Below are 25498 nucleotides of genomic sequence, written 5' to 3'. Positions count from 1 at the left end.
TCACTCGCTTCCTGGTTTCGCGCGGTGCAGGAGGATATTCTGCTCCTCCTTGAAGGCCCATTGAGGGCGAAGAAATAGGTCGCCCATGGCAGTTTTCAGGACCATTTCAGGGCAATCGGCGACGAATGCGGGAATATTGTGGCAGGCAGCAGCATGATTGTCAGCCCGGTTCCGGTGACGCTGATCGGCGGCGGCCCGGTTGACCCCGTAGCGCTGAAGAGCGCTTTGCAGCTCGCCCCGCGGCTCATCGCAGCAGATGGCGGGGCCGATACCGCGCTGGATGCCGGGCATCAGCCCGAGGCGGTGATCGGCGATATGGATTCCATCTCGCCCGCCGCCCGGGCGGCGCTGGAGGGGCGGCTGATCGAGGTCGACGAGCAGGAGACCACCGATTTCGACAAGGCGCTGCGCCATATCGAGGCGCCGCTGGTGCTGGCGCTCGGCATGCGCGGCGGCCGGCTCGACCACGAACTGGCGGCTCTTTCCGTGCTCGCGGCCCACCCCGACCGGCGCTGCGTGCTGCTGGGGCAGGATTACCTCGCCTGCCTCTGCCCGCCCGAGCTGCGGCTCGACCTGCCGAGCGGCACCGAGCTGTCGCTCTTCCCGCTCGCGCCGGGGCGCTGTGACAGTGAGGGGCTGCTCTGGCCGACCTCGGGCCTTCTGTTCGAGATCGGCGGGCGCATGGCCACGTCGAACGAGGTCACCGGCCCCGCGTGGCTGGCGCCGGAGCGGCCCGCCATGCTGCTGATCCTGCCGCAGGAGGCGCTGGGCGCGCTGGTCAGCTCACTGGCGGCATCGCCAGCCTGGCCGCCCGCCGCTCCCGCAGGATGATGTAGAGCCCGGCGGCGATGGTCAGGCCGATGCCCAGGCTCGCTGTCGGCCCGGGCAGATCGGAGAAGACGACCCAGCCGATCAGCGTGGCCATCGGGATCTCCAGATACTGCATCGGTGCCAGCGTGGCGGAGGGGGCGAAGCGCAGCGAGGCCGTCATGGCCAGATGCGCCAGCGTGCCGAGCAGCCCCAGCGCCGCCATCAGCCACCAGGTTGCGCCCGAGGGCGGGGTCCAGTTGAAGACGCCGGGCGTGTCGCCGAGGATCAGCAGCAGCGGCACCAGCACGACGCTCGCCATCAGCCCGCTCATTGCCTGCAGGGCAATCGGCCCGACCTCGCGCGCGACGGCGCGAGTGGCCAGCATGAAAAGCGCGAAGAACAGCGCCACGGCGAGCGGCAGCAGCGCAACGGCGCCGGCCTCGCGCAGGTTGGGCTGCAGCACGACAAGCGTGCCAACGAAGCCGACGGCACAGGCGCCGAGCCGGTGCATGCCAACGCTTTCGCCCATCACCGCCCAGCCGAGCAGCAGCATGATGAACGGCATGACGAAGGCGATGGAAATGGCATCGGCCAGGGGCAGGTAGAGCAGGGCGGTGAACATCAGAGAGATGCCAGCTATATGCAGGACCGTGCGCACCGCCGTCAGCACCAGAACTCGGCGAGACATCCGAAGGCTGCCGCCCGAGAGCAGCACCAGCGGCACAAGTACTGCGGCCTGTACGGTGAAGCGGATGGCGACGAGCTGGGTGATCGAGACGGAATCGCCGAGCAGCTTCGCCATGGCATCCCCGCAGGGGGCCATGATGCAGAAGCCGAGCATGAGGAAAATGCCGAGAAGGGGGCGGTCTTGTGCCATGGCCGCACGCTAACCGGCTGATGACGCAGGGGCAATGTGCGGGGGCGAAAGTCCCGCTGCGGCCATTTGACCAGATGGGGAAGCGCCGGCGGCTGGCGGGCCGCCGGCGCTCATTCGACGGAAGGTTTATTCGGAGGCGAGCACTTTCTCGATCTGATCGACCGGATGGCCCGTCAGCGTTTTCGGGATCTCTGCGACGATCCGGCTCTCAACCTCCTTGTGGAATTTCTGGCGCATCTCGCCCAGCACCTGCGGCGGCGCGACAACGACAAGGTGCTCATAGGCGCCCTTGTGGGCCAGCTTGTAAAGCCGCTCTGCCATCTCGTCGGCGAAGCGGTCCTTGGCGATCCGGTGCCAGTCGGCCTCGTCGAACGAGCTCTTCTGCACGCGACCGCCACCATCGTTCATGCGGCCCGGGCGGTCGGTGCCCTGATCGCGGGTCGGCGGGTTTTCTTCATGGAATTCGCGGACGACCTCGAGATTGGGGAATTTCTCGTCACCCTCGTTGCGGAAGAGCAGCGCCTTCTCGCCATCGGCGACCATCACGTAGATGTCGTGGGTGAGCTTGAGCTTGGTGTCGGACATCGCGAAATCTCCTGTCTTGTTCAGCCCCCTTGGGTGGAGGCTGCCAGAGAAACGCGCCCCCCGGCCCGCCCGTTCCGTGCCGTGGCGGAAGGGAAGGCGGGGCTGCCGCTCAACAATTCGGGATGTTCACCGCGAGGCCCCCGAGCGAGGTCTCCTTGTACTTCTCGCTCATGTCGTTGCCGGTCTGCCGCATCGTCTCGATGGCGGCGTCTAGGGGCACGAAATGCTGCCCGTCACCGCGCAGGCTCAGCGAGGCGGCCGAGACGGCCTTGATGGCGCCGAGGCCGTTGCGCTCGATGCAGGGCACCTGCACGAGGCCCTTCACCGGGTCGCAGGTCATGCCGAGGTGATGCTCCAGCGCGATCTCGGCGGCATTCTCCACCTGCTCGGGGCTGCCGCCGAGGACGGCGCAAAGCCCGGCTGCGGCCATGGCCGAGGCCGAGCCGACCTCCGCCTGGCAACCGCATTCGGCGCCGGAGATGCTGGCGTTGTACTTGATGAGCCCGCCGATGGCGGCGGCGGTGAGCAGGAAGTCGGGCAGCTTCGAGGGCTGGGCTGTCGGCACATGCGCCATCCAGTATTTCAGCACCGCGGGCACGACCCCGGCGGCGCCGTTGGTCGGCGCGGTCACCACCTGGCCGCCGGCGGCATTCTCTTCGTTCACCGCCATGGCATAGGCGCCGATCCAGTCGTTGATGACATGCGGCGCTGTCAGGTTCTGCCCCGCCTCGGCCTTCAGCGCCTCGTGGATGGCGGCGGCGCGGCGGCGAACGTTGAGGCCGCCGGGCAGGATGCCGCGCTCCTCCAGCCCCTTGTCGATGCAAGCCGACATCACCTCCCAGATCCGCGCGATGCCCTTATCGACCTCACCGGGCGGGCGGCGGCTTTCCTCGTTGGCGCGCTTCATCTGGGCGATGGTCTTGCCGGACTTCGCCGCCATCTGCAGCATCTCGGCGGCGCTCTTGAACGGGTAGGGCACAGGCGCGCCGCTGTCGGTATCCTGCCCGGCCTCCAGCTCTTTGTCCGTCAGCACGAAGCCGCCGCCGACGGAGTAATAGGTGACCTCGGTGATGACGTCGCCCTGCTTGTCGAGCCCTTGGAGCACCAGCCCGTTGGCATGGCCGGGCAGCGGGGCGTCGTAGTTGAAGCGCATGTCGGCCTCGGGGTCGAAGGTCAGCCGCGGCAGGCCTTCGGGCTCGACCGCCTTCTCCTCGCGCAGCTTGGCCAGCGCCGACTCGGCCTTGTCGGCGTCGTAATCTGAGGGCGTGAAGCCGGCGAGGCCCAGCATCACCGCGCGGTCGGTGGCATGGCCGACCCCTGTGAAGGCGAGCGAGCCATAGAGCGTCGCCCGCACGCCCGAGGCGGTGAAGTCGAGCCCGCGCAGATGATCGAGGAAGCGGGCGGAGGCCACCATCGGCCCCATCGTGTGGCTGGAGGAGGGGCCGACGCCCACCTTGAACATGTCGAAGACCGAGAGGAACATCAGACAGCACTTCCTTCCTTGGGGCGGCAGGGCTCTGGCGCGGTGAAGGGCCGGGGGCCGAGCCCCTCTGCCTCGGCGGCGCGCCAGGTTGCGGGCAGGGCCTCCATCCGGGTGCAGAGCGCGGCGAGCCCGGGCCAGCCGGTGATCGGCGGCCAGTCCGCCGTGGGGTAGAGTGCCAGCCAGCGCAGCATCGGCGCCAGATAGCAATCGAGAATGCCGGGCGGGGCTGCGAGCATCATGGGGGCGAGACGTTCCTCGGCGATGTTCAGCAGCTCCATCAGCCGGGTCCGCGTCGCCTCCGGTTCGGCGAAGGGATATTTGCCGGGGTAGAACCGCGCCCGCAGTGCGGTGTGCAGGCTGTTGGAGAGCCAGAAGAGCCAGCTCAGGGCCGCGCCATAGCCAGGTGCCTCGGACGGCGGGAAGAGGGCAGCATCCTTTTCCGCCAGCCAAAGCAGGATGGCGGCGGTCTCGAAGAGCGCACCGTCCGGGGTTTCCAGCACCGGGATCAGCCCGTTGGGGTTCAGGCGCAGGTAAGAGGGCGACGTCTGCGCCTTGGCCCGCCGGTCAACCAGCCGCGTCTCATAGGGACGCCCCTGCAGCTCCAGCGCCAGCCGGACGCAGAGCGAGGCATTGTCCGGGGCGTAGTGCAGCGTCAGCTCGGCCATGGCGCCAGTTAACCAAGCTCCGCGGCCGCCCACCACCCCGCTGAGACCGGCCGCAGGCGGAAAGCGACGTTTGGGGGCGGCTCAATCGGGACGGGTCAGGATGAAGGCCGCGCCCAGCCCCATGCCGCCGATCTGCACCAGAATCACCCAGAGCGGCAGCTGCAGCACGACGCTGATGAGCAGCACGACCCCCATGGTGCCGATAGCGAGCCGCTTGGCGCGCGGATGGATGGCGCCCCGCTCCTCCCAGTCGCGAATGGAGGGGCCGACGCGGGGGTTGGCCAGCAGCCGGGCGTGCAGCGCGGGGCTGGAGCGGGCGAAGCAATAGGCGGCGAGGATGAAGAAGACGGTCGAGGGCAGGCCGGGCAGCACGATGCCGACGATCCCCAGCGCCACCGCCAGCCAGCCGAGGCCCATGTAGACCCAACGCGTCATCTGTTGCCCCGTCTGCCCCGGGCCTCCGCCGCCCGCCCTCGCGAAGTGGCGCTGCGGGGGCGGCGGGTCAAGGGTGGTGGGGTGTGGGCGGCGGTGGGTGAAGGGTTGCGACCCCTGGTGCCGCGCCGCACCCCGCCCGGACTCGAGCCGAAGGCGCCGGGCGAGCGCCTGCCCGTCCCGGCGGGCTGGCGCTCTGGTGAAGTCAGCGCCGAGCCCTCCGCGACGAGGAGTGTGGCCAGCATAAAGCACATCTGCGGGAAGGGAGCAGAGCCACCCCACGGGCAGGCGCTTGCCCGGCGCGGCACCGTGGCGCGAGGGAGGAGCGGCGCAGAGCGTCCCAACCAACCCCCGAAAGGGCGCGGCGGGCGCACCCAATCCATCTCCCCTCTCGCCTCGCGGGCCCATTCTTCCTATAAGGCCCTGCCGCCGGAAGGAGCCCGCTCATGCCCGTTGATCTGTCGCCCATCGACAAGGCCAAATTCGTCGCCGCCAAGCGCGCCACCCGCTTTGTCGAATCCGGCATGAAGGTCGGCCTCGGCACCGGCTCGACCGCCGCCTGGCTGGTGCGCTGCCTCGGCGAGATGGTGCGCGACGAGGGGCTCAAGATCACCGGCGTGCCCACCTCCACCCGCACCGCCGAGCTGGCCCGCGAGGTCGGCATCGAGGTGATCAGCCTCGACGAGGCGCGCTGGCTCGATGTCACCATCGACGGCGCCGACGAGTTCGACGGCAAGATGAACCTCATCAAGGGCGGCGGCGGCGCTCTGCTGATGGAGAAGATCGTCGCCACCGCCTCGGACCAGATGATCGTCGTCGCCGACAGCGGCAAGGAAGTGGAGACGCTCGGCGCCTTCCCCCTGCCGGTCGAGGTGATCCCCTTCGGCTGGCAGACCACCAAGCTGCTCATCGAGGAAACCCTGATCGGCCTCGATGTGCTCGGCCGCACCACCTCGCTGCGCATGAACGGCGAGGCGCCCTATGTCACCGACGAGGGCAACCACATCCTCGATCTGCATCTCAATCGCATCGGCACCGCCCGGCAACTCAGCCTGGTGCTCAACCAGATTCCCGGCGTGGTCGAAAACGGTCTGTTCATCGACATCTGCGACGCCGTGGTCATCGGCCATGGCGATGGCCGGGTCGAGGTGCGCGATCTGGCCTCCGGCGAGGTCAGCGAGGATCGCTACGATTTCGTCGAAGACGGCAACGCCTTCTCCGACATTGGCGAGTAGGGTCGGGGCGCGGTACACGGCTTCTTCCCCCGCGCGGAAACAAGGCCTTCAGGCCGCCGCGCGAGCGCCGGCCCGTACCCGCGGGCTGGCGCTCTGGTGAAGTCAGCGCATAGCCCTCCGCCGGGACGGGTTTGTCTAGGATAAAGCGCGATAGCGGTTCCATTGGAGCGCCACCCGACGGACCGGCGTGCACTGTGGTCTCTACCCGCCGATGGTCTCGTCGCTCCCCATCCCTCGGCCCCGCCGCCGCGTCGTCGCCCTCTTCCCCCCTCGCTTTCTTCGAAATACTCCGGGGTGTGGGGCAGGGCCCCACGCAGCTCTCCGCCCGGCGCTCCCGGCTGGTCTCCTCGCGCAATCCGTGGGATAGCATCGCCCCAAATCAACAGGAGACCCAGCCATGGCGGAATTCGACCTTGATCTCTTCGTGATCGGCGGCGGCTCCGGCGGCGTGCGCTCGGCCCGGCTGGCGGCGCAGGGCGGCGCGAAGGTGGCGCTGGCGGAAGAGAGCCGCATGGGCGGCACCTGCGTGATCCGCGGCTGCGTGCCGAAGAAGCTGATGGTCTTCGCTTCCGCCGTGCCCGCCGCGCTGGAAGAGGCAGAGGGCTACGGCTGGGAGATCGGCGAGGCCAGCTTCGACTGGCCGACCTTCAAAACCCGCCTGCATAAAGAGCTCGACCGGCTGGAGGGCATCTATCGCTCCGGCCTGCAGAAGGCCGGCGTCACGCTCCACGACCAGCGCGCCCGCGTGGTCGATCCACATACCGTCGCGCTGGCCGACGGCACCGAGATCACCACCCGGCACATCCTCGTCGCCACCGGCGGCCGGCCCTTCCGGCCCGAGATGGCGGGGGCCGAGCATGGCATGGTCTCTGACGATCTGTTCGACATGGAGAGCCTGCCGAAGTCGATGCTGATCATCGGCGGCGGCTTCATCGCCTGCGAATTCGCCTGCATCATGGCCGGGCTGGGCGTCGAGGTGACGCAATATTACCGCGGCGAGCAGATCCTGCGCGGCTTCGACGGCGAGGCCCGAGGACTGGTGGCAGAGGGCATGCGCCACCGCGGCGTGAACCTGCATTGCGGCACCTCGGTGCTGGAGGCCGAGGAGGTCAAGGGCGGGCTGCGCGTGAAGGGCTCCAACGGAGACGAGGCGATCTACGAGCGCGTGCTCTTCGCCACGGGCCGGGTGCCCAACACCGCCGGCCTGGGGCTGGAGGAGGCGGGCGTGCAGCTCGGCCGGCACGGCGAGGTGCTGGTGAACGAATACAGCCAGACCGACACGCCCTCGATCTATGCCATCGGCGACGTCACCGGCCGCATCAACCTCACCCCGGTCGCGATCCGCGAGGGCATTGCCTTTGTCGAGACGGTGTTCAACGCCAACCCCACGCCGGTCGATCACGAGCTGGTCCCCTCGGCCGTCTATACCCAGCCCGAGCTCGGCAGCGTCGGCCTGACGGAGGAGCAGGCGGCGGAGCAATGCCCGGTGGAGATCTACGCCACTTCCTTCCGCCCCATGCGCTCGGCCTTCACCGGCGCGCCCGACCGGGTGCTGATGAAGCTGGTGGTGGATGCCGAGACCCGCGTGGTGCTTGGCTGCCATATCGTCTCTCCCGAGGCGGGCGAGATGATCCAGCTCGCCGCCATCGCGGTGAAGATGGGCGCCACCAAGGAGCAGTTCGACCAGACCTGCGCCGTGCACCCGACCATCGCTGAAGAGCTGGTGACCATGCGTGCGCCGGTTCGTCGCGTGGGGTAAGACGCTGGGGGTAACCCGGTCGTCCTAACCGTACCGCCATTCCCCCAGCCCGGTGCGCGCCAAAGGCGCAGGGCGGGCGCCAGCCCGTCCCGCGGGCTGGCGCTCCGGTAACGACAGCGCTGACCCCTTCGCTTGGAGTAATGTGGCAGCCAAAAAGCGCGGTAGCGGGGCAGGAGGGGCGCCACCCCACGGGCCGGCGCTCGACCCGTGTGCGACCGTGGCGGCAGTCGGCAAGCGGCCCGCCGGGGCAATCGCCGGAAGCCAAGCGCCAACCTCCGCTCTTCTCACGAGATAGAGCGAGTTTGTGAGGCCTTCGTCTCCAATCAAACAAGCCTCTCTGCCGCGCACAGCTTGAATCTCGGGCCGTCACAGTCCAGATGTGAGTGAACGTCCGACTGACCGGGCAAAGGGAGACGAAGGACCTTATGGCAGGCAACAGCCAAGGGCCCTGGGGCGGTGGCGGCCGCGGACAGGGCGGAGGAAACGACGACGGGGACCGCGAAGGCGGTCGTGACGGAGGGCGCCGCCCCGGCGGGCGCCGTCCTGGCGAAAATGGGCAGGGCTCCATTCCCGAGATCGACGACCTGATGAACAAAGGCCGCGAACAGCTGCGCGTGCTGATGGGCGGCGGTGGCAATCGCCGGCCCAATGGCACGGGCAATGGCGGCGGCGGTGGCGGCGGTGACTTCCGCATCACCCGCGGCACCATCGGCATCGCCGCGGCGGTGATCGTGGCGGCCTGGGCGTTCATGTCGTTCTACACCGTCCGCCCCGAGGAACAGTCGGTCGAGCTTTTCCTCGGCGAATATTCCTCCACCGGCGGGCCCGGCCTCAACTTCGCGCCCTGGCCGCTGGTCACTTACGAGGTGGTCAACGTCACCTCCGAGCGGACAGAGAACATCGGCTCCTCCGGCAATACCCGCGATCAGAATGGCCTGATGCTGACGACCGACGCCAATATCGTCGACATCAACTTCCAGGTCGTCTGGAACGTGTCCGACCCGGCGCGCTACCTGTTCAACATCGCCGAGCCGCAGGAAACGGTGCAGGCCGTGTCTGAATCGATCATGCGTGAGGTCATCGCGGCCTCGACGCTGGCGCCCATCCTCAACCGCGACCGTGGCATCATCGCCGCGAACGTGCAGGAGGGCATTCAGGATACGCTCGACGAATACGAGAGCGGCATCAACATCGTCCGCGTCAACCTCGAGCGGGCCGACCCGCCGGCCGAGGTGATCGATGCCTTCCGCAACGTGCAGGCTGCCGAGCAAGAGCGTGACCGTCTGCAGCGCCAGGCCGATGCCTATTCGAACCGTGTCCTCGCCGAGGCGCGCGGTGCCGCCGCGCAGATCGTGGAAGAGGCCGAGGCCTACCGCGCCGAAACCGTCAACGACGCGCTCGGCCAGGCCAGCCGCTTCACCTCGGTCCTGCAGGCCTACCAGACGGCTGAAGATGTCACCCGCCGCCGTCTCTACCTTGAGACGATGGAAGAGGTGCTGGGCAACGTCGACAAGACGATCCTCGATTCGGCCCTCGTCGGCTCTGAGGGCGGGCAGGGTGTTGTGCCTTATCTGCCGCTCAACGAGCTGAACCGGTCGTCCGGGTCGTCCGCGCAGACACCTGCGCCCGCCGCCACGCAAACGGGGAGCAACTGATATGCGCCGTGCTGTCTATCTTATCCCCGCTGTCGTGATCATCGTGCTGCTCGCCTTCTCGTCGCTCTACGTGGTGAACGAGAAGGAGAAGGCGCTGGTCCTGCAATTCGGCCAGATCGTCGATGTGAAGGAGGAACCGGGGCTCGGTTTCCGTATCCCGATCATCCAGGATGTCGTGCGCTACGACGACCGTATCCTCAGCCTCGACACGCAGACCATCGAGGTCACGCCCTCGGATGACCGGCGTCTCGTCGTCGATGCCTTCGCGCGCTATCGCATCGCCGATGTCGTGCGCTTCCGTCAGGCTGTCGGCGTGGGCGGCATCGCCACGGCCGAGAACCGTCTGGCCTCGATCCTGAACTCGCAGATCCGCGAAGTTCTGGGTGCCGATCAGGTGACCTCCGACACGATCCTGTCGTCGGACCGCCGCCTGCTGATGACGCGTATTCGCGACCAATCCCGCGCCTCGGCGCTGGGCCTCGGCCTTGATGTCGTCGACGTGCGGCTGAAGCAGACCAACCTGCCGCCGCAGAACCTCGATGCCACCTTCAGCCGGATGCGCGCAGAGCGTGAACGTGAGGCTGCCGACGAGGTGGCCCGCGGTAACGAGGCGGCGCAGCGTGTGCGCGCTCTCGCCGACAGGACCGTGGTGGAAACCCGCTCAGAAGCCGAGCGCGAGGCGCAGATCACGCGGGGTGAGGCCGATGCCGAAGCCAACAACATCTTCGCCGATGCCTATGGCGCCGATCCGGAGTTCTTCGACTTCTACCGCAGCCTGCAGGCCTATCGCGGTGCGCTGAACTCCTCGAACACCGCGCTCGTCATGACGCCCGACAGCGAGTTCTTCGACTACCTCTACACCGACAACATCGCCACGAGCGGCGGTCTGTCGGCGGAGGAAACGCCGGCCACTTTGCAGGATACCGCCAGCGATGAGGCCGACGAGGGCTCTGAACTGGGCGTGCCGGCCATCGAAGGCGAGGCGCTGCCGGAAGGTGACGGCTCTGCCGGGCCGGCCGACACGGCCGAGCCCGCGGCAGACGAGGCCGCTCCGGCGGAAGAGGATGCCGCCGCTGGTGACAGCTCCGATGTCATCACCATCGAGCCGGGCGACGACGTGACGCTCGAGCGCGAAGGTGAGACGGCGCCCGCAGCCGGCAATTGATCGCAACCCTGATCCTGTCCCTCGGCCTCCTTCTGGTGGCCGAGGGTTTGCTTTGGGCCCTCGCGCCCAACCTCATCGAGGCCATGCTGGAGGTGCTGCGCGCGATGAACGTGCCGATGCGGCGCCTCGTCGGCCTCGGTGCCCTGGCGCTGGGCATCGCAATCGCCTGGCTGGGTACGTCGCTTGGGGCCTAGTCCGCGCCCCTTTCACGACGGCGTAACGGCCTGACACGGCAGCGTTAATCTGATCTTCACGCTAAGCTCACATGCCGATTGCGGCCATTCACATGGCCTTGACGCTTTGCAACAGGCGATTGTGCAATGCCCCAAGATGGCGCCATGTTCGCCGACATCCGCCCCTCTCGCGTGCCATTGATGCCGCAAGAGTGGTCAGAAACCAGAATGGAGATTCACAAGTGTCGATCAGGTCCAAACTTACCACGGCCGGGCCGCTCGGCCTTGGCGCCGCCGCCGTCGGTCTGACGCTGGCCTTCTCGCCGGCTGTCGTCGGTGCCCAGGATACGGGCGCCAACCCCGGCGTCACGGCCGACAGTGACACGGCCCCGCTGGGGAACCCGGCCCTCGACCGTCCCGCCTCTTTCGCCGAGCTGGCCCAGAACGTCAGCCCCGCGGTGGTCAACATCACCACCACCACCATGATCGCCGGCTCGACCGGCCCGCAGGGCATGGTGCCGGAAGGCTCGCCCTTCGAGGATTTCTTCCGCGACTTCCAGGATCGCGGTGGTGAGGCGCCGCGCCGCTCGTCCGCGCTCGGCTCGGGCTTCGTCATCTCGTCGGACGGCTATGTCGTGACAAACAACCACGTCATCGAAGGCGCCGATCAGATCGAGATCGAGTTCTTCTCGGGCGACACGCGCCCGGCAGAGCTGGTCGGCACCGACCCCAACACCGATATCGCGGTGCTGAAGGTCGACGCGACCGATCTGCCTTACGTCGAATTCGGCGACAGCGACGATACCAATGCCGAAGTGGGCGACTGGGTCATGGCCATGGGCAACCCGCTCGGCCAGGGCTTCTCGATCTCTGCCGGCATCATCTCCGCCCGCAACCGCGCCCTCTCGGGCACCTATGACGATTTCATCCAGACCGACGCCGCCATCAACCGCGGCAACTCCGGCGGCCCGCTATTCAACATGAACGGCGAAGTCATCGGGGTGAACACGGCGATCCTCTCGCCGAACGGTGGCTCCATCGGCATCGGCTTCTCGATGGCCTCCAACGTCGTCACCCGCGTGGTCGATCAGCTGGTGGAATTCGGCGAAACCCGCCGCGGCTGGCTCGGCGTCCACATCCAGGACATCACGCCCGACATGGTGGATGCCATCGTGGGCATGAACTCCGCCCAGGGCGCGCTGATCACCGACGTGCCGGATGGCCCGGCCAAGGATGCCGGCATGCTCTCCGGCGACGTGATCCTCACCTTCGACGGCTCGGCGGTAGAGAACACCCGTGAGCTGGTCAACATCGTCGGCAACTCGCCGGTGGGCAAGGCTGTCGAGGTTGAGGTGCTGCGCAATGGCCAGCCGGAAACGCTGACCGTCACACTCGGACGCCGCGAAGAGAACATCGATCCGGTCCCGGCCGCGCAGCAAGGCGAGCCGGAAGCGCCGCAAAGCGACGAGATCCTCGGGCTGGAGCTGTCCGAGATCACGCCCGACCTCGTTGAGGAATACGACCTCGGCGATCTCTCCGGCCTGCTTGTGACCAATGTCGATCCGCTCTCGGATGCCGGCGAGAAGGGCATCCTGCCCGGCGACGTCATCACCGAGGCCGGCCAGCAGACCATCGCCTCGCTGGACGACTTCAACACCCGCATCGAAGATGCGCGCGAAGCCGGCCGCCGCTCGCTTCTGCTGCTCATCCGCCGCGGCGGTGACCCGCGCTTCGTCGCGCTGGTGATCGACGACGCTGACGAGTGATCCTCAAACGATCGCAGACGTCGAAAGGGCGCCCTTCGGGGCGCCCTTTTTCGTTCGGCCGGCTTAGTTTGTCCGGGACCTACAGCCGCTCAAGCTGCTCGGGCGTCAGCTCCACCAGCCCCAGCGCCTGCGCCGCGTAGAGCGACAGCAAGGGGCTGTCCGGCCCCCGGCCACGCTGGAAATCCTGGATCGCCCGGCCCGTCGCCACATCGAGCTGCCCGCTGACCGGCCCGTCGTAATAGCCGCGCGCCGCCAGCGCCCGCTGCAGGCTCTCGACGAAGGGCGCCGTGTAGACCGGCGGGCAGAGCGTCTCGAAGCGCACGTCCTGCCGCTCGCGGGCGATGTTCTGCCGAGTGACCGTGCGGTAGCTGGCCGGAGTCACGACCGTGCCGTCCTCGCCGCGTACCTCGGGCGAGGCCAGCTCATGCGCCGTCACCGTTTCGATCACCGCCGGCTGGATGTCGCGGCCGAAGCAGCGCCCGCCCTCGCCGATCTCGATCTCGGCGCCCTGCAGGGCAGGCGTCAGGGCGGCAGGCGCCTCCTGAATCGGGGTGCAGGCGGCGAGCCATGGGAGGAGAAGGGGGAGGGCGCGTCTCATGGGGCGTCTGCCATTGGGGTCGCCCTCATATATGGCGCCGGGGGAGAGGGCGGAAAGGCCGGGGCGCTTCGCGCGGCGCCCCTGTGGCGGCGCGGACTCACTTTCCCGCGCCCCCTCTGGCCTTGCCTGGCCGCCTCGCCTATCAAGGGCCCGATCCGACGCGAAGAGGCATCGATGGCGCGCATAACCTATATCGAACATGGCGGAACCGAGCACGTGGTCGACGTGCCCAACGGGCTGACGGTGATGGAGGGCGCGCGCGACAACGGCATCCCCGGGATCGAGGCCGATTGCGGCGGCGCCTGCGCCTGCTCGACATGCCATGTCTACGTGCATCCCGACTGGGTCGACAAGCTGCCCGGCAAGGAGCCGATGGAAGAGGACATGCTCGATTTTGCCTTCGAGCCCAACCCCGACCGCTCGCGCCTGACCTGCCAGCTCAAGGTCTCCGATGCGCTCGACGGCCTCGTCGTGCAGATGCCCGAAAAGCAGATCTGATGCGCTGGGCCGCGCTGTTCCTCGCCGCTATGGCCGGGAATGGGGCGGCCGCGCAGGAGAGCCTCAGCAAGGTGGTCTCGGCCGAATACGCCGAGCCGACGGATCGCTACGATCACGGCGTGCTCGGCGATGCCATCGAATGGGGCGCGCTGACGTTCCGCGTCAATCTCTGCCCCGCCTGCGCCAACGTGCAGCTGCAGGACGTGACGATCCGGCTGCCGGATACACGCGTCTTCGAGGATGTGGCGCCGCGCCTGGCCGATCTCACCGGCGATGGCTCGCCCGAGGCCATCGTGGTGGAGAGCGACCTCTCCCTCGGCGCGCGTCTGGCGGTCTACGGCCCGGAGGCTCGGATCGCGGCGACGGAGTTCATCGGCCAGAGCCACCGCTGGCTGGCACCGGTGGGTGCCGCCGATCTCGATGGCGACGGGCAGGTCGAGATCGCCTATGTCGACCGGCCGCATCTGACGCGAGTTCTGCGCGTGGTGCGGTTGCAGGGCGACCGGCTGGTGCAGGTTGCGGCGCTTGAGGGGGTGACGAACCACCGGATCGGTGACGAGAGCATCAGCGGCGGTGTGCGCGATTGCGGGGAAGGGCCGGAAATGATCCTCCTCAGCCCCGACTGGCAGCGCCTGATTGCCGTCCGCTTCGATGGTACGGGCCTGAGCACTCGCGAGATCGGCCCGGCCACGGGCCCGGCGAGCATCGCCGCCGCGCTCTCCTGCGCGGCGCCCTAGAGCCCGGCGACCAGCGCCGCCAGCCCGCCAATCTCCGCCAGCACGCAGGCCGCGCCCAGAATGTCGCCCGTCTGCCCGCCGATCTTCGCCCGCGCCACCAGCGCCAGCGCCGCCGCCGCCGCGAACCCGGCCAGCACGACCGGCAGCCCCGCCCAGCCGAGCAGCACGAGCACCCAGAGCGTTCCCAGCCCGAGCGCCAGCCATCCGGCCCGGCCCGGGCGCCCCACGCTGCGCGACAGCCCGCCCTCCCGCGCAGGCGGCATCACCGCCATGATCCAGGCCATCACGCCCCGCGCAAAGGCCGGCACCGCCAGCAGCGCCGGCCAGAGCGCCCCGGCGCCGATCAGCGCCTCCAGCGCCGCGAAGCGGGCCAGGTAGCTCAGCACCAGCGCGATCACGCCATAGGCGCCGGTGCGGCTGTCTTTCATGATGGCGAGCCGAGCCGCCCTGTCCCAGCCGCCCCAGAGCCCGTCGGCGGCATCGGCCAGCCCGTCCTCATGCAACGCGCCGGTTAGAAGCGCCTGCGCGGCCAGCACGGCAGCGGCGGCGAGGCCGGGTGTCAGCCCCAGCCACAGGGCCAGCGCGCCGGCCAGGCCCGCGAGCGCGCCCACGACCAGCCCGGCCACCGGGAAGGCCCAGGCCGCCCGCGCGCCCCGCTCCGCCGCGACCGGGGACTGGCCGAGCGGGAGGCGCGTGAGCAGGCCGATGGCGGCGGCGATGTCGCGCGGTTCGATGTCGCCAATAGCTCTGGCCATGTCCGCTCCGGACTTTCCCTCGTCGGGGCGAGCGTTAGAGAGAGGCGGAGCCAAACGCAACGAGGACGACATGCCCGCCACCTTCACCGATCTCGCCGGCTTCCGCGCCGCCCTCGCCGACATGCCGGCCCCCGATGCCATCGCACTGGCCGGCGCCAGCGCCCGCAACGCCCAGCTCACCAAGCCCCCGGCCTCGCTGGGGCGGCTGGAGGATCTGGCCGTCTGGTATGCCGGTTGGCGGGGCGACGAGCGCCCGGCGCTGACCGCGCCGCTCATCTGCCTCTTCGCCGGCAATCACGGCGTGGCGGCGCGCGGCGTCTCGGCCTTCCCGGCGGAGGTGACGGCGCAGATGGTGGCGAATTTCGAGCATGGCGGCGCCGCCATCAACCAGCTCGCCCGCGCCTTCGGCGCCCGGCTGAGCGTAACGCCGCTGTCGCTGGAGACACCCACGGCGGATTTCACCGAAGAGCCGGCGATGAGCGAGGACGAGGTGGTCGCCGCGCTCGCCGCCGGCTGGAACGCGGTGGAGGAGGGCGCCGATCTGCTGGTGACCGGCGAAATGGGTATCGGCAACACGACGGCGGCCGCGGCGCTGGCAGCGGCTTTGCATGGCGGCGGGGCCGAGGCCTGGGTCGGCCGGGGCACCGGCGTTGATGACGAGGGGCTGGCCCGCAAGCGCGCCGTGGTCGAGAGGGGGCTCGCCCGCCACCCGTCTGCGCTGGAGGACCCGTTGGAGGCGCTGCGCTGCCTCGGCGGGCGCGAGATCGCCGCCATGGCGGGCGCCATCGCGGCGGCGCGGATGCAGCGCGTGCCGGTGATCCTCGACGGCTTCATCTGCACGGCAGCTGCGGCGGTGCTGGCACGGGCCGTTCCGGGCGCTCTGGATCACTGCGTGGCCGGCCACCAGAGCGCCGAGGCGGCGCATGCGGCGCTGCTAGGGGAGCTGAGGCTGGTGCCGCTCCTCTCGCTGGGGCTGCGGCTCGGCGAAGGCTCTGGAGCGGCGCTGGCCATCGGTGTGCTGCAGGGGGCGCTCGCCTGCCATTCGGGCATGGCGACTTTCGCCGAGGCTGGCGTCAGCGCCGGGTGAACGGGGCCTCGGCCGGCCCTTGCGGGCCGGCTCGGCACAGGGCAGCCTTGGCGCGAGAAACAGCGGAGCCGCCATGAAAACCTTCTTCTCCGAAGACCACCGCAAGCACTTCCCGCAGGCCGAGCTTTCGGGCGGCCAGTTCGTGACTCCCTTTGAGCGGCCCTCCCGCGTGGAATACGTGCTGGCGGAGCTGAAGGCGCGCGGCATGGGCGACATCGTGGCGCCGGGTGCCGCCGACATGGCCCCGATCGAGGCGATCTGCGATGCCGGCTACCTCGCCTTCCTGCAAAGCGCCTTCGCGGAGTGGAAGGCCGACGGCAATGCCGGCGAGCTGATCGCCGGCTGCATCACGCCGCGCGGCATGCGCACGGACCGCATCCCCACCAACATCGACGGCAAGGCCGGCTACTACTGCCACGCCGCCGAGACGGCCATCACCGCCGGCACCTGGGAGGCCGCCCTCTCCTCCGCCGCCTCCGCCCAGGAGGCCCAGGCCGAGGTCGCCGCCGGCGCCCGCGCCGCCTTCGCCCTCTGCCGCCCGCCGGGCCACCACGCGACGGCGGACCAGTACGGCGGCTACTGCTTCATCAACAACGCAGCGATGGCCGCTCAGATGTTCGCCGCCGAGGGGCGCCGCACCACGGTGCTGGACATCGACTTCCACCACGGCAACGGCACGCAAAACATCTTTTACGACCGGGAGGACGTGCTCTTCGCCTCGCTCCACGGCGACCCGCTGGACGCCTATCCCTACTTCCTCGGCCATGCCGACGAGCGGGGTACCGGCGCCGCCGAGGGGGCGAATGCCAACTACCCGATGAAGCCGGGCACGGCGTGGGACGAGTGGGGCGCGGCGCTGGACGACGCCATCGGCCGCGTCCGCGCCCATGGCACGGAGGCGCTGGTCGTCTCGCTGGGCGTGGATGCCTACAAGGACGACCCGATCAGCTTCTTCAAACTGGTGAGCGACGACTTCACCCGCGCGGGCGAGAAGATCGCGGCGCTCGGCCTGCCGACGCTCTTCGTCATGGAGGGCGGCTATGCGATCGAGGCGGTGGGGATCAACACGGTGAACGTGCTGGCAGGCTTCGAAGGGGCCTGAGCGGTAGGGCCATCGCCTGCGTCCGGGCGGGGAGGGGGCGCTGCCCCCGCGCCTGCGGCGCCCCCCGGAGTATTTGAAAGAAAGCGAGAACAAGGCTTACCCCGCCATGACGCTCCCGAAAGGAGGGCCAGGCGGGGCTCGCTTTCTGCGGTCATCGACTCTCCAGCCTGTACCGCACTGACATGATCGGAAATGTTGGTTAGCGAGAGGTAAATGCCCCCTCGCTTTCTTCGAAATACTCTCGGGGGGTCCGGGGGGCAGACAGCCCCCCGGTCCGACGCTTATTGCAGGAGCTCCGTCCAGATCTGCGTGTAGAGATCGTTGGCCGAGGCCGGGCAGGTGGGCAGGAAGAGGCCCGCGTCGGCCAGCTCGTCGGGGATGACGATCTCGGGTGCCGTGCGCATGTCTTCCGGCATGAACTCTTCCGAGCCGGCGACGCCGTTGCCGTAGCGGGCGAAGGCGGAGATCATTGCCGCGTTCTCCGGCTCCAGGATGAAGTCGATGAACTGATAGGCCTCGTCGACATTCTGGGCGTCGGCCAGCAGGGCGACGTTGTCCATCCAGATCGGGTAGCCTTCCTGCGGGTAGCCATAGGCCACGTCGGGGTTGTTGAGGCGGATGCGCATGGACGATCCGTTCCAGTTGACGCTCGCCATCACGTCGTTGGCGCTCATCCGGTCGGTCATGCCGTAATCCATCGACTGCCAGGAGGGCTTGGCCGCCACCAGCACGTCGCGCACCTGGCGCAGCACGTCCAGATCTTCGGTGCAGGCCTCGCCGCCGACGTAGAAGATCGTCATCGCCATGATGTCGGACATCTCCGGCACCACGTTGACCTTGCCGATCAGCTCTTCCGGCGGGTCGAGGAAGATGCCGGAGGTGTTGATGTCGCCGTCATAGGCAGACGTGTTCACCGAAATGCCGGTCGTGCCCCATTGCCACGGTACGGTGTAGTCGCGGTTCGGGTCCCAGTCGGGGTTCTGCCAGCGCTCGGCGATGTTGCCGAAGTTTTCAAGCCGGTCCTTGTCGAGCGGGGCAAGGAGGCCGGAGTCGACGTAGATCTGCACGTAGTTCGCCGTCGGCACGACGAGGTCGAAGCCGTGGCCGCCGGCCTCGATCTTCGCCAGCGCGGTGGAGTTGCTGTCGTAATCCGTCACCGTCACCTCGATGCCGGTCTCCTCGGTGAACTTCTCCAGAAGCTCAGGGGAGGTGTAGTTGCCCCAGTTGTAGAGGTTGAGCTCCTGCGCGGCGGCGGCGCCGGCCAGAAGCGTGAGGGCCGTGGTCGTCAGCGTCATAGTCCGTATCATGGTATTTCTCCCTGTGGCGGACGTGTTGGGGGCCGTCAGTCCTGGCGGCCCCGGGTGATGAGAAAGAAGGCGGTCAGCAGCAGTACCGTCAGCACGAGCAGCGCGGTGGAGATGGCATTGACCTCGGGCGTCATCGCCCGGCGCAGCTGGCCGAGCATGTAGGTCGGCAGTGTATCCTGCCCGGCCGACTTGACGAATTCGGTGATAATGACGTCGTCGAGCGAGATCACGAAGGCCAGCATGGCGCCGGCGATGATGCCGGGCGCCAGCAGCGGCAGCGTGACATGGCGGAAGGCCTGCCACGGCGAGGCGTAGAGGTCGGCTGCCGCCGTCTCGAGGCTCATGTCCAGCCCCTCCAGCCGGGCGCGGATGGGCAGATAGGCGAAGGGGATGCAGAAGGCGGTATGGGCGAGGATCAGGTAACCGAGCCCCTGGATGCCGGTCGCCGTGCGGATGGCGCCGAAGAGGATGAGCAGCGCCACAGCGGTGACGATCTCTGGCACCATGAGCGGCTGGTTGATCATCACGTAGATCAGCGTCGAGCCCTTGATCCCCGCACGCCGGGTGGTGCCGACGGCAGTGAGCGTGGCGAGGACGGTAGAGAAGAAGGCCGCGCAGGTGGCGATGATGACAGAGCGCAGCGCCGCCTGCTGGACGACCTCGTTCTCCCAGGCCAGGCGATACCAGTCGAGGCTGAAGCCGCCCCAGACGGCCACCGAATTGGCGGCGTTGAAGGAGAAAATCACCAGCGTGAAGATCGGCGCGTAGAGCGCGATGAACGCCGCGATGGCGATGGCGCTGAAGCCGGGCAGGCGAGTGACAGAGAATGCTTTGCGGGCCATCACTGCCTCTCCGGTTCGCTGGACGAGGCCCGAACATAGACGAGCAGCGCCAGTGTCACGATGATCAGCAGCACCATCGAGAGGGCGGCACCGAGCGGCCAGTTTCGGCCCTGGCCGAATTGCAACTCGATGTAATTGCCCAGCATCATGTTGCGCCCGCCGCCCAGCACCCGCGGCGTCACATAGGCGCCGAGCGAGGGCACGAAGACGAGGATCGAGCCGGCGACGATGCCGGGCCGGATGATCGGCAGGATGATCCTGCGCAGCACGGCGAGGCGGCTTGCGTAAAGGTCATAGCCCGCCTCGACGAGGCGGAAGTCGAACCGGTCGATGGCCGCGAAGAGCGGCAGCACCATCAGTGGCAGGTAGACATAGGCCATGCCGATCAGCACCGCCGTGTCGGTGTTGAGGATCTGGATGGGCGTGTCGATCAGGCCCAGCTTGATGAGGCCGGTGTTCAGGATGCCCTCGTTCCGGATGACCTGCATGATCGCGAAGGTGCGGATGAGCAGGTTCGTCCAGAAGGGTATGGTGATGAGGAACAGCCAGAGCGGCCGGCTGCGCGCGGGCCGGGTGGCGATGAACCAGGCCGTCGGCAGGCCGATGACGAAGGTGATCAGCGTCGTCAGCAGCGACAGTTTCAGCGAGCGCCAGAAGATCGTCAGATGCGCATCGGCCAGGCTGACGGTGCCATCGAAGATGTCGCGGCGGAAGAGCACGCGGAACCAGGCTTCCAGCGTCGGGTCCCAGACCACGCCGGAATATTCGCCGGGGCTGAGAAAGGAATAGACGACGACGATAAGGAGCGGCCCCATCGCGGCGCAGAACAGCACCACCAGCGCCGGCGCCGAGAGCAGCCAGGCCGTGCGCGTGTTGCTGGGGGCGGCGGCGCGGGCCATGGGCTAGTCCTCCAGCACGCGCAGGGCGCCGGGCTGGAAGGCCAGGCCGACTGGTACGCCCTTGTCGATGGCGCTTTCGCCCGAGGGCGGCGATTGCAGGCGGGCGGTGACGGGGGTGCCGTCGCTCAGCGTCAGATGGCAGTGCCAGTCGGTGCCGAAATAGACCGTATCGGCTACGGTGGCGGCGATCTGCCCTTCGCCTGGCTCGGTGAGGCGGATGAGCTCGGGGCGGACGGCGACGGTGATCTTGCCGGTGCCAGCGCCGGGCAGCGAGAGCTCTTCGCCGGTGGTCAGGGCGATGCTGTCGCCCTTGGCATCGGCGACGAGGAAGTTGGTCTCACCGATGAAATCTGCGACGAAGCGGTTCACCGGGGCGGTGTAGATCTCGCGAGGGCTGCCCACCTGCTGCAGGCGGCCGCCCGACATCACGCCGATCCGGTCAGACATCGTCAGCGCCTCTTCCTGATCATGCGTGACGAAGACGAAGGTGATGCCCGTCTCGTTCTGCAGGCGCTTCAGCTCGCCCTGCATTTCCTTGCGCAGCTTGAGGTCGAGCGCCGAGAGCGGCTCGTCGAGCAGCAGCACCTCGGGCGCCGGGGCGAGGGCGCGGGCGAGCGCCACGCGTTGCTGCTGACCGCCCGAAAGCTGCTCGGGGCGGCGGCTCGCCATCTGCTCCATCTTCACCAGGGCGAGCATCTCGGCGACGCGCGCGTCGATCTTGCCGGTCTCGTCGCCCCGCATCTTCAGGCCGAAGCCGATGTTCTGGGCGACGGTCAGATGCGGGAAGAGCGCGTAGCTCTGGAAGACGGTGTTGACGTTGCGCTGGTTCGGCGGGGCATGGGTGATGTCATTGCCGGCCAGCAGGATGGAGCCCTTGGTGGGCGTCTCGAAGCCGGCGATGCAGCGTAGCAGCGTCGTCTTCCCGCAGCCCGACGGGCCGAGCAGCGTGAAGAATTCGCCAGAGGCGATCTCGATGGTGACGTCGTTTAGCGCGGTCACAAGATCGGCGCTGGCGCCGAAGGTCTTGGTGACCGCGCGGGCCTCGATGGCATTCGTCATGCTGTACCCCGTGTCATGGAGGGGATGTTGAACGGCTGTTTACGGGCTGGCAAGGGCGAAGGCAGGCAGGCGGTCTGCCCAGGGCGCCGCCTGCTCAAGCTCTGCGCAGAGCGAAATCAGCCGTTCGTCCTCGCCCATCGCGGCCGCAAGGTGAATGCCAACGGGCAATCCATCAGGGCTGGTGCCGAGCGGCACCGAGGCGGCGGGCTGGCCGGAGGCATTGAAGGCCGCGCAGAAGGGGGAATAGGCGAACACGCCCTCGGGCCCGGTGCGGAAGGCGACATAATCCTCCGTATCGTGCTTGAAGCGGCCGACCCTGGCCGGCACTTCGGCGAGGGTGGGCGAGAGCAGGATGTCGATGCTGTCGAACATCGCCGCCATCTGCCGGCCATAGGCGTGGATCTGGCCGATGGCTTCGAGATAATCGGCGCCTGAAAGCCCGTCGGCATAGGCGATGGCACCGCGCGTGACGCCTTCGACATCGTCCGGCCGCAGCTCGCGCCCCTGCCGCGCCAGTGCCTTGCGCACCGACAGGGCGGTGCCGCAGGCGACGATCTTCGTCCAGGCCTGCATCATGCCCTCATGATGCGCCTCTGGCCGCAGCGGGGTGACATGGTGGCCGAGGCTTTCCAGCAGCTTGGCGGCCTTCTCGACCTCGGCCGCGACCTCCGGCGCCACGGGTGTGCCGTCGAATTGCGTGGTGCAAAGGCCGATGCGCAGGCGGGCGGGCGGCGCCTCGATCGCGCGGCGAAAGCCCATGCGCAGGGGCGGGGCGAAATAGGGCGCGCCCTGATCAGGGCCCTGGCATTCGTCCATCATCGCGGCGGAATCGCGGACGGAGCGGGCCAGAAAGCCGTCGATCGCCATGCCGCCCCAGCCCTCGCCGGCATAAGGCCCGTCGGGAAAGCGGGCGCGGGTGGCCTTGAAGCCGAAGAGCCCGCACGAGGCAGCCGGAATGCGCACCGAGCCGCCGCCATCGGAGCCATGCGCCAGCGGCACGATGCCCGCGGCCACAGCGGCGCTGGCGCCGCCCGAGGAGCCGCCGGGGGTGCGCTCAGTGTCCCACGGGTTGCGGGTCGGGCCGCCATATACGGCGCTCTCAGTCGCCGGGCCGATGCCGCCCTCGGGCGAGGTGGTGCGCCCGAAGGTCACCGCGCCGCTGGAGCGGATGCGCGTGAAGATGGAGCTGTCCTGCCCGTAGACGGTATTCTCGAAGAGCTTCGAGCCGTTATGCGAGGGGAAGTCGATGGCCTCGCAGCCGAGATCCTTGATGAGGAAGGGCACGCCGCGAAAGGGGCCGGGCGGCAGGAAGCCGTCGATGGTCTTGCGGGCGACCTTCTCCTGAATCAGCACGACGGCGTTGAGCTTGGGGTTGAGCGCTGCCACCCGCTCCAGCGCCGCATCGAGCAGCTCGGATGGGGTGACCTCGCCCTTCTCGACGAGGGCGGCGAGGCCGGTGGCATCATGGGCGACGTAGTCTTCAGGGGTCATCGGGTCACCATCAGGCTGTTGTGGCCGTGGAAATGATAGAGATCGGCGAATTGGGGCGGCTCGGCGAGCTTGAGATCGGGGGCCTTTTCGAAGAGGGCGGAGAGGCCCGCCAGAAGCTCCAGCCGGGCGAGCGGGGCGCCGACGCAGAAATGGATGCCGCCGCCAAAGGCCGCATGGGCCGGCGCCTTGGCGCGGTAGCGTTCGGGGTCGAAGGTGGCGGCATCGGGATAGACTGCCAGGTCGCGCCCGGCGGCGGCGAGCAGGCAGGCGACCTGGTCGCCGCGCTCGAAGCGGTGGCCGTAGAGCTCGCAGGGCTCGTAGACCCAGCGGGTGAACATGTGCAGCGGCGGATCATAGCGCAGCACCTCCTCGACCAGCGCCTCATCCACCCTGGCGGGTGGCCTCGGCAGCAGCAGCGCGGCAGCATTGCCGAGGGAATGCACAGTGGCCTCGTGGCCGGCGTTGAGCAACAGGATGCAGGTGGTCACCAGCTCGTCGGTGGAGAGCTTTTCGCCCGCCTCCTCCGCCGCGATCAGCTCGGTGATCAGATCGTCGCCGGGCCGCGAGCGGCGCGCGGCGATGACGGCGCGCACGTAAGCGGCGAACGCAGTGGAGGCTTCCATCGCGTCGGCCTCGATCTGCGGGGTGCGGCGGGCCTGGTACATGGCGACCATGGCGTTGGACCAGTCGACGAGCTGGCGCCAATCCTCCTCTGGCGTGCCGAGCAGGCGGCAGATGGCGATGGCGGGAATCGGCTTGGCATAGGCCTCGATCAGGTCGAACGGGCCATCGGGGAAATCGGCGATCAGCTCGGAGCAGAGCGCCTCGATCCCCGGCAACAGCGCGGCGATCCGGCGCGAGGTGAAGGCGCGCAGAACGAGCCCGCGCAGGCGCTTGTGGCGCGGCGGCTCGAGCTCCAGCATCGAATGCGCCTCGATGTCGTAGAAGGGGCGCAGGCGGTCGGGGATGTCCGGCGCGGATTCGGGCGGCGCCTCGCGGCCCATGCGCCTGTCGCGCAGCAGGGCCCCGACCGCCTGGTGAGAGACCGCGCAGACCAGCCCGTACTCCTCCCAATAGAACAGGTCGCCCCCGGCGCGGGCGCGCTCGTAGAAGCCGTATGGGTCCTGGACGAAGGCGGGGTCAGTCGGTGACTGGGAGAGGCGCAGCATGGCGCGAAACTCGCCCGCGCGGCGAGGGAGCGCAAGGGGCGCTCGCGTACCGCTTGACCTTCGCGCCGCGCTTGGGCGAGGTGCGGGGCAGGGGTGCAGGTTTGGCGCCCGAGAGTCACCAGTGGAGGGCGAGATGGCCTATACGATCGACCGCATGATCGAGAATGCCGATATGGCGGATGTCGAGGCGCGCACCCGCGCAGCCCTGGCCGATGCCGGCTTCGGCGTGCTGACGGAAATCGACGTTCAGGCCACGATGAAGGCCAAGATCGGCGAGGAGATGGCGGGCTACAAGATCCTCGGCGCCTGCAGCCCCAAGATGGCCTGGAAGGCCATCGGCGCCGAGCCCCGCATCGGTGCCATGCTGCCCTGCAACGTCATCCTGCGCGAGGTCGATGGCGGGGTGGAGGTCAGCGCTGTCGACCCCGTCGCCTCGATGATGGCGGTGGAGAACCCCGATCTCGGCAGCGTTGCCGGCGGTGTGCGAGAGCAGCTGGCGCAGGCCGTGGCCGCGATCTGAGGCGGCCTGCGCCGGGCGCGGCGCTAGGCCTGTTCCAGCGCCGTGATGATCGGCGAGAAATCGGCGGAGGTCAGGCTGGCCCCGCCGACAAGCGCGCCGTTCAAATTCGGCACCGCGAAGATCTCGGCGGCATTGCTGCCCTTCACCGAGCCACCATAGAGCAGGCTCACTTCGGCCCCATCGGAGAGGCGCTCTTCCAGCCCGGCGCGCAGGGCACCATGCGCCTCTTCGATCTCCGCCGGCCCGGCGGTGAGACCGGTGCCGATGGCCCAGATGGGCTCGTAGGCGATGACGGTATTGGCCGCGGTCGCACCTTCGGGAAGCGATCCCTTGAGCTGCGCGGTGATGACCGCCAGATGCTCGCCCGCCTCGCGCTGGGCCTGGCTCTCGCCGAGGCAGATGATGGCGGTGAGGCCGGCCGCATGCGCCGCGGCGGCCTTGGCGGCAACGTCGGCGTCGCTCTCGCCGTGATCGGCGCGCCGCTCGGAATGGCCGACGATGGCATAGGTCGCGCCGGCATCGGCCAGCATCGGGGCAGAGATATCGCCGGTATGGGCGCCTTTGGGCTCGGCATGGCAATCCTGCCCGCCAGAGGCCAGCGGCGTGCCTTGAAGCGTGGCGCTAAGGGCGCTGAGCAAAGTGGCCGGCGGGCAGAGCAGCACGGTCACATCCGGGGAGGGGTGGGCCGTGAGAAGGGCGCGCACTTCGTCCAGCGCGCCTTTCAGGCCGTTCATCTTCCAGTTACCGGCAGCGATCTTTCTGGGCATGTGCGCCTCCCTTTGGCCTACGGGCTAGCAGGGGGGCGGCGTGCCGACAATCGCGGCGCGCG

Annotated in this window: 26 protein-coding genes; 12 read left to right on the top strand and 14 right to left on the bottom strand. The window is 68.6% G+C overall.

Features of this window, described 5'->3' with window-relative positions; genetic code table 11:
* Positions 1–153 precede the first annotated feature (153 nt).
* Positions 154–831: a thiamine diphosphokinase gene (locus tag ACXN5S_RS14960; RefSeq protein WP_458606266.1), complete on the top strand. Its 678-nt coding sequence runs from the start codon at positions 154–156 to the stop codon at positions 829–831.
* On the opposite strand, the gene ACXN5S_RS14955 is transcribed toward ACXN5S_RS14960, so the two are convergent.
* The 5 genes from ACXN5S_RS14955 to ACXN5S_RS14935 form a co-directional block, all read right to left on the bottom strand.
* Positions 779–1687, bottom strand: coding sequence for a DMT family transporter (locus ACXN5S_RS14955; RefSeq protein WP_458606265.1), 909 nt, complete (start codon positions 1685–1687; stop codon positions 779–781). The two genes, ACXN5S_RS14960 and ACXN5S_RS14955, sit on opposite strands and share 53 nt — an antisense overlap.
* 126 nt (positions 1688–1813) lie before the next feature.
* Complete coding sequence (locus ACXN5S_RS14950; RefSeq protein WP_458606264.1) at positions 1814–2272, bottom strand: baeRF12 domain-containing protein; 459 nt, start codon at positions 2270–2272, stop codon at positions 1814–1816.
* Between the two features lie 109 nt (positions 2273–2381).
* Positions 2382–3755 carry an L-serine ammonia-lyase gene (locus ACXN5S_RS14945; protein WP_458606263.1) on the bottom strand — a complete coding sequence of 458 codons (1374 nt, stop codon included), beginning with the start codon at positions 3753–3755 and terminating at the stop codon, positions 2382–2384.
* Positions 3755–4420 (bottom strand): glutathione S-transferase family protein, encoded by a 666-nt coding sequence (locus ACXN5S_RS14940; RefSeq protein WP_458606262.1) that lies wholly within the window; start codon positions 4418–4420, stop codon positions 3755–3757. Before ACXN5S_RS14940 ends, ACXN5S_RS14945 begins: the two co-directional genes overlap by 1 nt.
* A gap of 81 nt (positions 4421–4501) precedes the next feature.
* Positions 4502–4855, bottom strand: a complete 354-nt coding sequence (locus ACXN5S_RS14935) for a YbaN family protein (protein ID WP_458606261.1) — start codon at positions 4853–4855, stop codon at positions 4502–4504.
* Positions 4856–5298: 443 nt separating this feature from the next.
* Between ACXN5S_RS14935 and rpiA the strand changes: the two genes are divergently transcribed.
* From rpiA to ACXN5S_RS14905, 6 genes are all read left to right on the top strand, one after another.
* Positions 5299–6087 (top strand): ribose-5-phosphate isomerase RpiA, encoded by a 789-nt coding sequence (gene rpiA, locus ACXN5S_RS14930; RefSeq protein WP_458606260.1) that lies wholly within the window; start codon positions 5299–5301, stop codon positions 6085–6087.
* 397 nt (positions 6088–6484) lie between these two features.
* Entirely contained in the window at positions 6485–7846 is a 1362-nt protein-coding gene (gene gor / locus ACXN5S_RS14925; protein ID WP_458606259.1) for a glutathione-disulfide reductase, read from the top strand.
* A gap of 425 nt (positions 7847–8271) precedes the next feature.
* Positions 8272–9501: an FtsH protease activity modulator HflK gene (hflK, locus tag ACXN5S_RS14920; RefSeq protein WP_458606258.1), complete on the top strand. Its 1230-nt coding sequence runs from the start codon at positions 8272–8274 to the stop codon at positions 9499–9501.
* 1 nt (position 9502) lies between these two features.
* Positions 9503–10666 carry a protease modulator HflC gene (gene hflC / locus ACXN5S_RS14915; RefSeq protein ID WP_458606257.1) on the top strand — a complete coding sequence of 388 codons (1164 nt, stop codon included), beginning with the start codon at positions 9503–9505 and terminating at the stop codon, positions 10664–10666.
* A complete protein-coding gene (locus tag ACXN5S_RS14910) occupies positions 10663–10860 on the top strand; it encodes a DUF2065 family protein (RefSeq protein ID WP_458606256.1) in 198 nt (65 codons plus the stop codon). The genes hflC and ACXN5S_RS14910 overlap by 4 nt, the downstream gene beginning before the upstream one ends.
* Positions 10861–11087: 227 nt before the next feature.
* Complete coding sequence (locus ACXN5S_RS14905) at positions 11088–12605, top strand: Do family serine endopeptidase (protein ID WP_458606544.1); 1518 nt, start codon at positions 11088–11090, stop codon at positions 12603–12605.
* Positions 12606–12684: 79 nt separating this feature from the next.
* Here ACXN5S_RS14905 and ACXN5S_RS14900 read toward each other — a convergent pair whose 3' ends face one another.
* Positions 12685–13203, bottom strand: coding sequence for a peptidoglycan-binding domain-containing protein (locus ACXN5S_RS14900; protein WP_458606255.1), 519 nt, complete (start codon positions 13201–13203; stop codon positions 12685–12687).
* A 174-nt stretch (positions 13204–13377) separates the two neighbouring features.
* Between ACXN5S_RS14900 and ACXN5S_RS14895 the strand changes: the two genes are divergently transcribed.
* Entirely contained in the window at positions 13378–13701 is a 324-nt protein-coding gene (locus tag ACXN5S_RS14895; RefSeq protein WP_458606254.1) for a 2Fe-2S iron-sulfur cluster-binding protein, read from the top strand.
* On the top strand, positions 13701–14438 hold the full coding sequence (locus tag ACXN5S_RS14890; RefSeq protein ID WP_458606253.1) for an FG-GAP repeat domain-containing protein: 738 nt from the start codon (positions 13701–13703) through the stop codon (positions 14436–14438). The genes ACXN5S_RS14895 and ACXN5S_RS14890 overlap by 1 nt, the downstream gene beginning before the upstream one ends.
* On the opposite strand, the gene cobS is transcribed toward ACXN5S_RS14890, so the two are convergent.
* The gene (gene cobS / locus ACXN5S_RS14885) at positions 14435–15193 is read right to left on the bottom strand and encodes an adenosylcobinamide-GDP ribazoletransferase (RefSeq protein ID WP_458606252.1); all 759 of its coding nucleotides are present in this window, start codon (positions 15191–15193) and stop codon (positions 14435–14437) included. The two genes, ACXN5S_RS14890 and cobS, sit on opposite strands and share 4 nt — an antisense overlap.
* Positions 15194–15263: 70 nt before the next feature.
* Here cobS and cobT point away from each other — a divergent pair, with 70 nt between their 5' ends.
* Both cobT and ACXN5S_RS14875 read left to right on the top strand, forming a co-directional pair.
* A complete protein-coding gene (gene cobT / locus ACXN5S_RS14880) occupies positions 15264–16280 on the top strand; it encodes a nicotinate-nucleotide--dimethylbenzimidazole phosphoribosyltransferase (RefSeq protein ID WP_458606251.1) in 1017 nt (338 codons plus the stop codon).
* 73 nt (positions 16281–16353) lie between these two features.
* Positions 16354–17382 (top strand): histone deacetylase family protein, encoded by a 1029-nt coding sequence (locus tag ACXN5S_RS14875; protein WP_458606250.1) that lies wholly within the window; start codon positions 16354–16356, stop codon positions 17380–17382.
* 281 nt (positions 17383–17663) lie between these two features.
* Here the strand turns inward: ACXN5S_RS14875 and ACXN5S_RS14870 are convergent, their stop codons facing one another.
* The 6 genes from ACXN5S_RS14870 to ACXN5S_RS14845 are packed head-to-tail and all read right to left on the bottom strand — an operon-like array spanning position 17664 to position 24149.
* Positions 17664–18689 carry an ABC transporter substrate-binding protein gene (locus ACXN5S_RS14870; protein WP_458606249.1) on the bottom strand — a complete coding sequence of 342 codons (1026 nt, stop codon included), beginning with the start codon at positions 18687–18689 and terminating at the stop codon, positions 17664–17666.
* Between the two features lie 35 nt (positions 18690–18724).
* Entirely contained in the window at positions 18725–19531 is an 807-nt protein-coding gene (locus ACXN5S_RS14865) for an ABC transporter permease (protein ID WP_458606248.1), read from the bottom strand.
* A complete protein-coding gene (locus ACXN5S_RS14860) occupies positions 19531–20430 on the bottom strand; it encodes an ABC transporter permease (protein WP_458606247.1) in 900 nt (299 codons plus the stop codon). Before ACXN5S_RS14860 ends, ACXN5S_RS14865 begins: the two co-directional genes overlap by 1 nt.
* 3 nt (positions 20431–20433) lie before the next feature.
* Positions 20434–21489: an ABC transporter ATP-binding protein gene (locus ACXN5S_RS14855; protein WP_458606246.1), complete on the bottom strand. Its 1056-nt coding sequence runs from the start codon at positions 21487–21489 to the stop codon at positions 20434–20436.
* 39 nt (positions 21490–21528) lie between these two features.
* Positions 21529–22980 carry an amidase gene (locus ACXN5S_RS14850; RefSeq protein WP_458606245.1) on the bottom strand — a complete coding sequence of 484 codons (1452 nt, stop codon included), beginning with the start codon at positions 22978–22980 and terminating at the stop codon, positions 21529–21531.
* Complete coding sequence (locus ACXN5S_RS14845; protein WP_458606244.1) at positions 22977–24149, bottom strand: cytochrome P450; 1173 nt, start codon at positions 24147–24149, stop codon at positions 22977–22979. Before ACXN5S_RS14845 ends, ACXN5S_RS14850 begins: the two co-directional genes overlap by 4 nt.
* A gap of 133 nt (positions 24150–24282) precedes the next feature.
* Here ACXN5S_RS14845 and ACXN5S_RS14840 point away from each other — a divergent pair, with 133 nt between their 5' ends.
* A complete protein-coding gene (locus ACXN5S_RS14840) occupies positions 24283–24669 on the top strand; it encodes a DUF302 domain-containing protein (protein ID WP_458606243.1) in 387 nt (128 codons plus the stop codon).
* A gap of 23 nt (positions 24670–24692) precedes the next feature.
* Here the strand turns inward: ACXN5S_RS14840 and tpiA are convergent, their stop codons facing one another.
* A complete protein-coding gene (gene tpiA / locus ACXN5S_RS14835; RefSeq protein WP_458606242.1) occupies positions 24693–25436 on the bottom strand; it encodes a triose-phosphate isomerase in 744 nt (247 codons plus the stop codon).
* Between the last annotated feature and the right edge of the window lie 62 nt (positions 25437–25498).

The organism is Pseudoroseicyclus sp. H15, assembly GCF_054353345.1.
The sequence above is the reverse complement of the archived record's forward strand: the minus strand, read 5'-3'. Positions and strand labels throughout refer to the sequence as shown.

Excerpts from the sequence above, each read along its gene's own strand:
- ACXN5S_RS14960 (WP_458606266.1), top strand. The coding sequence starts at position 154 with ATGATTGTCAGCCCGGTTCCGGTGACGCTGATCGGCGGCGGCCCGGTT.
- ACXN5S_RS14955 (WP_458606265.1), bottom strand. The coding sequence starts at position 1,687 with ATGGCACAAGACCGCCCCCTTCTCGGCATTTTCCTCATGCTCGGCTTC.
- ACXN5S_RS14950 (WP_458606264.1), bottom strand. The coding sequence starts at position 2,272 with ATGTCCGACACCAAGCTCAAGCTCACCCACGACATCTACGTGATGGTC.
- ACXN5S_RS14945 (WP_458606263.1), bottom strand. The coding sequence starts at position 3,755 with ATGTTCCTCTCGGTCTTCGACATGTTCAAGGTGGGCGTCGGCCCCTCC.
- ACXN5S_RS14940 (WP_458606262.1), bottom strand. The coding sequence starts at position 4,420 with ATGGCCGAGCTGACGCTGCACTACGCCCCGGACAATGCCTCGCTCTGC.
- ACXN5S_RS14935 (WP_458606261.1), bottom strand. The coding sequence starts at position 4,855 with ATGACGCGTTGGGTCTACATGGGCCTCGGCTGGCTGGCGGTGGCGCTG.
- rpiA (WP_458606260.1), top strand. The coding sequence starts at position 5,299 with ATGCCCGTTGATCTGTCGCCCATCGACAAGGCCAAATTCGTCGCCGCC.
- gor (WP_458606259.1), top strand. The coding sequence starts at position 6,485 with ATGGCGGAATTCGACCTTGATCTCTTCGTGATCGGCGGCGGCTCCGGC.
- hflK (WP_458606258.1), top strand. The coding sequence starts at position 8,272 with ATGGCAGGCAACAGCCAAGGGCCCTGGGGCGGTGGCGGCCGCGGACAG.
- hflC (WP_458606257.1), top strand. The coding sequence starts at position 9,503 with ATGCGCCGTGCTGTCTATCTTATCCCCGCTGTCGTGATCATCGTGCTG.
- ACXN5S_RS14900 (WP_458606255.1), bottom strand. The coding sequence starts at position 13,203 with ATGAGACGCGCCCTCCCCCTTCTCCTCCCATGGCTCGCCGCCTGCACC.
- ACXN5S_RS14895 (WP_458606254.1), top strand. The coding sequence starts at position 13,378 with ATGGCGCGCATAACCTATATCGAACATGGCGGAACCGAGCACGTGGTC.
- ACXN5S_RS14890 (WP_458606253.1), top strand. The coding sequence starts at position 13,701 with ATGCGCTGGGCCGCGCTGTTCCTCGCCGCTATGGCCGGGAATGGGGCG.
- cobS (WP_458606252.1), bottom strand. The coding sequence starts at position 15,193 with ATGGCCAGAGCTATTGGCGACATCGAACCGCGCGACATCGCCGCCGCC.
- cobT (WP_458606251.1), top strand. The coding sequence starts at position 15,264 with ATGCCCGCCACCTTCACCGATCTCGCCGGCTTCCGCGCCGCCCTCGCC.
- ACXN5S_RS14875 (WP_458606250.1), top strand. The coding sequence starts at position 16,354 with ATGAAAACCTTCTTCTCCGAAGACCACCGCAAGCACTTCCCGCAGGCC.
- ACXN5S_RS14870 (WP_458606249.1), bottom strand. The coding sequence starts at position 18,689 with ATGATACGGACTATGACGCTGACGACCACGGCCCTCACGCTTCTGGCC.
- ACXN5S_RS14865 (WP_458606248.1), bottom strand. The coding sequence starts at position 19,531 with ATGGCCCGCAAAGCATTCTCTGTCACTCGCCTGCCCGGCTTCAGCGCC.
- ACXN5S_RS14860 (WP_458606247.1), bottom strand. The coding sequence starts at position 20,430 with ATGGCCCGCGCCGCCGCCCCCAGCAACACGCGCACGGCCTGGCTGCTC.
- ACXN5S_RS14855 (WP_458606246.1), bottom strand. The coding sequence starts at position 21,489 with ATGACGAATGCCATCGAGGCCCGCGCGGTCACCAAGACCTTCGGCGCC.
- ACXN5S_RS14850 (WP_458606245.1), bottom strand. The coding sequence starts at position 22,980 with ATGACCCCTGAAGACTACGTCGCCCATGATGCCACCGGCCTCGCCGCC.
- ACXN5S_RS14845 (WP_458606244.1), bottom strand. The coding sequence starts at position 24,149 with ATGCTGCGCCTCTCCCAGTCACCGACTGACCCCGCCTTCGTCCAGGAC.
- ACXN5S_RS14840 (WP_458606243.1), top strand. The coding sequence starts at position 24,283 with ATGGCCTATACGATCGACCGCATGATCGAGAATGCCGATATGGCGGAT.
- tpiA (WP_458606242.1), bottom strand. The coding sequence starts at position 25,436 with ATGCCCAGAAAGATCGCTGCCGGTAACTGGAAGATGAACGGCCTGAAA.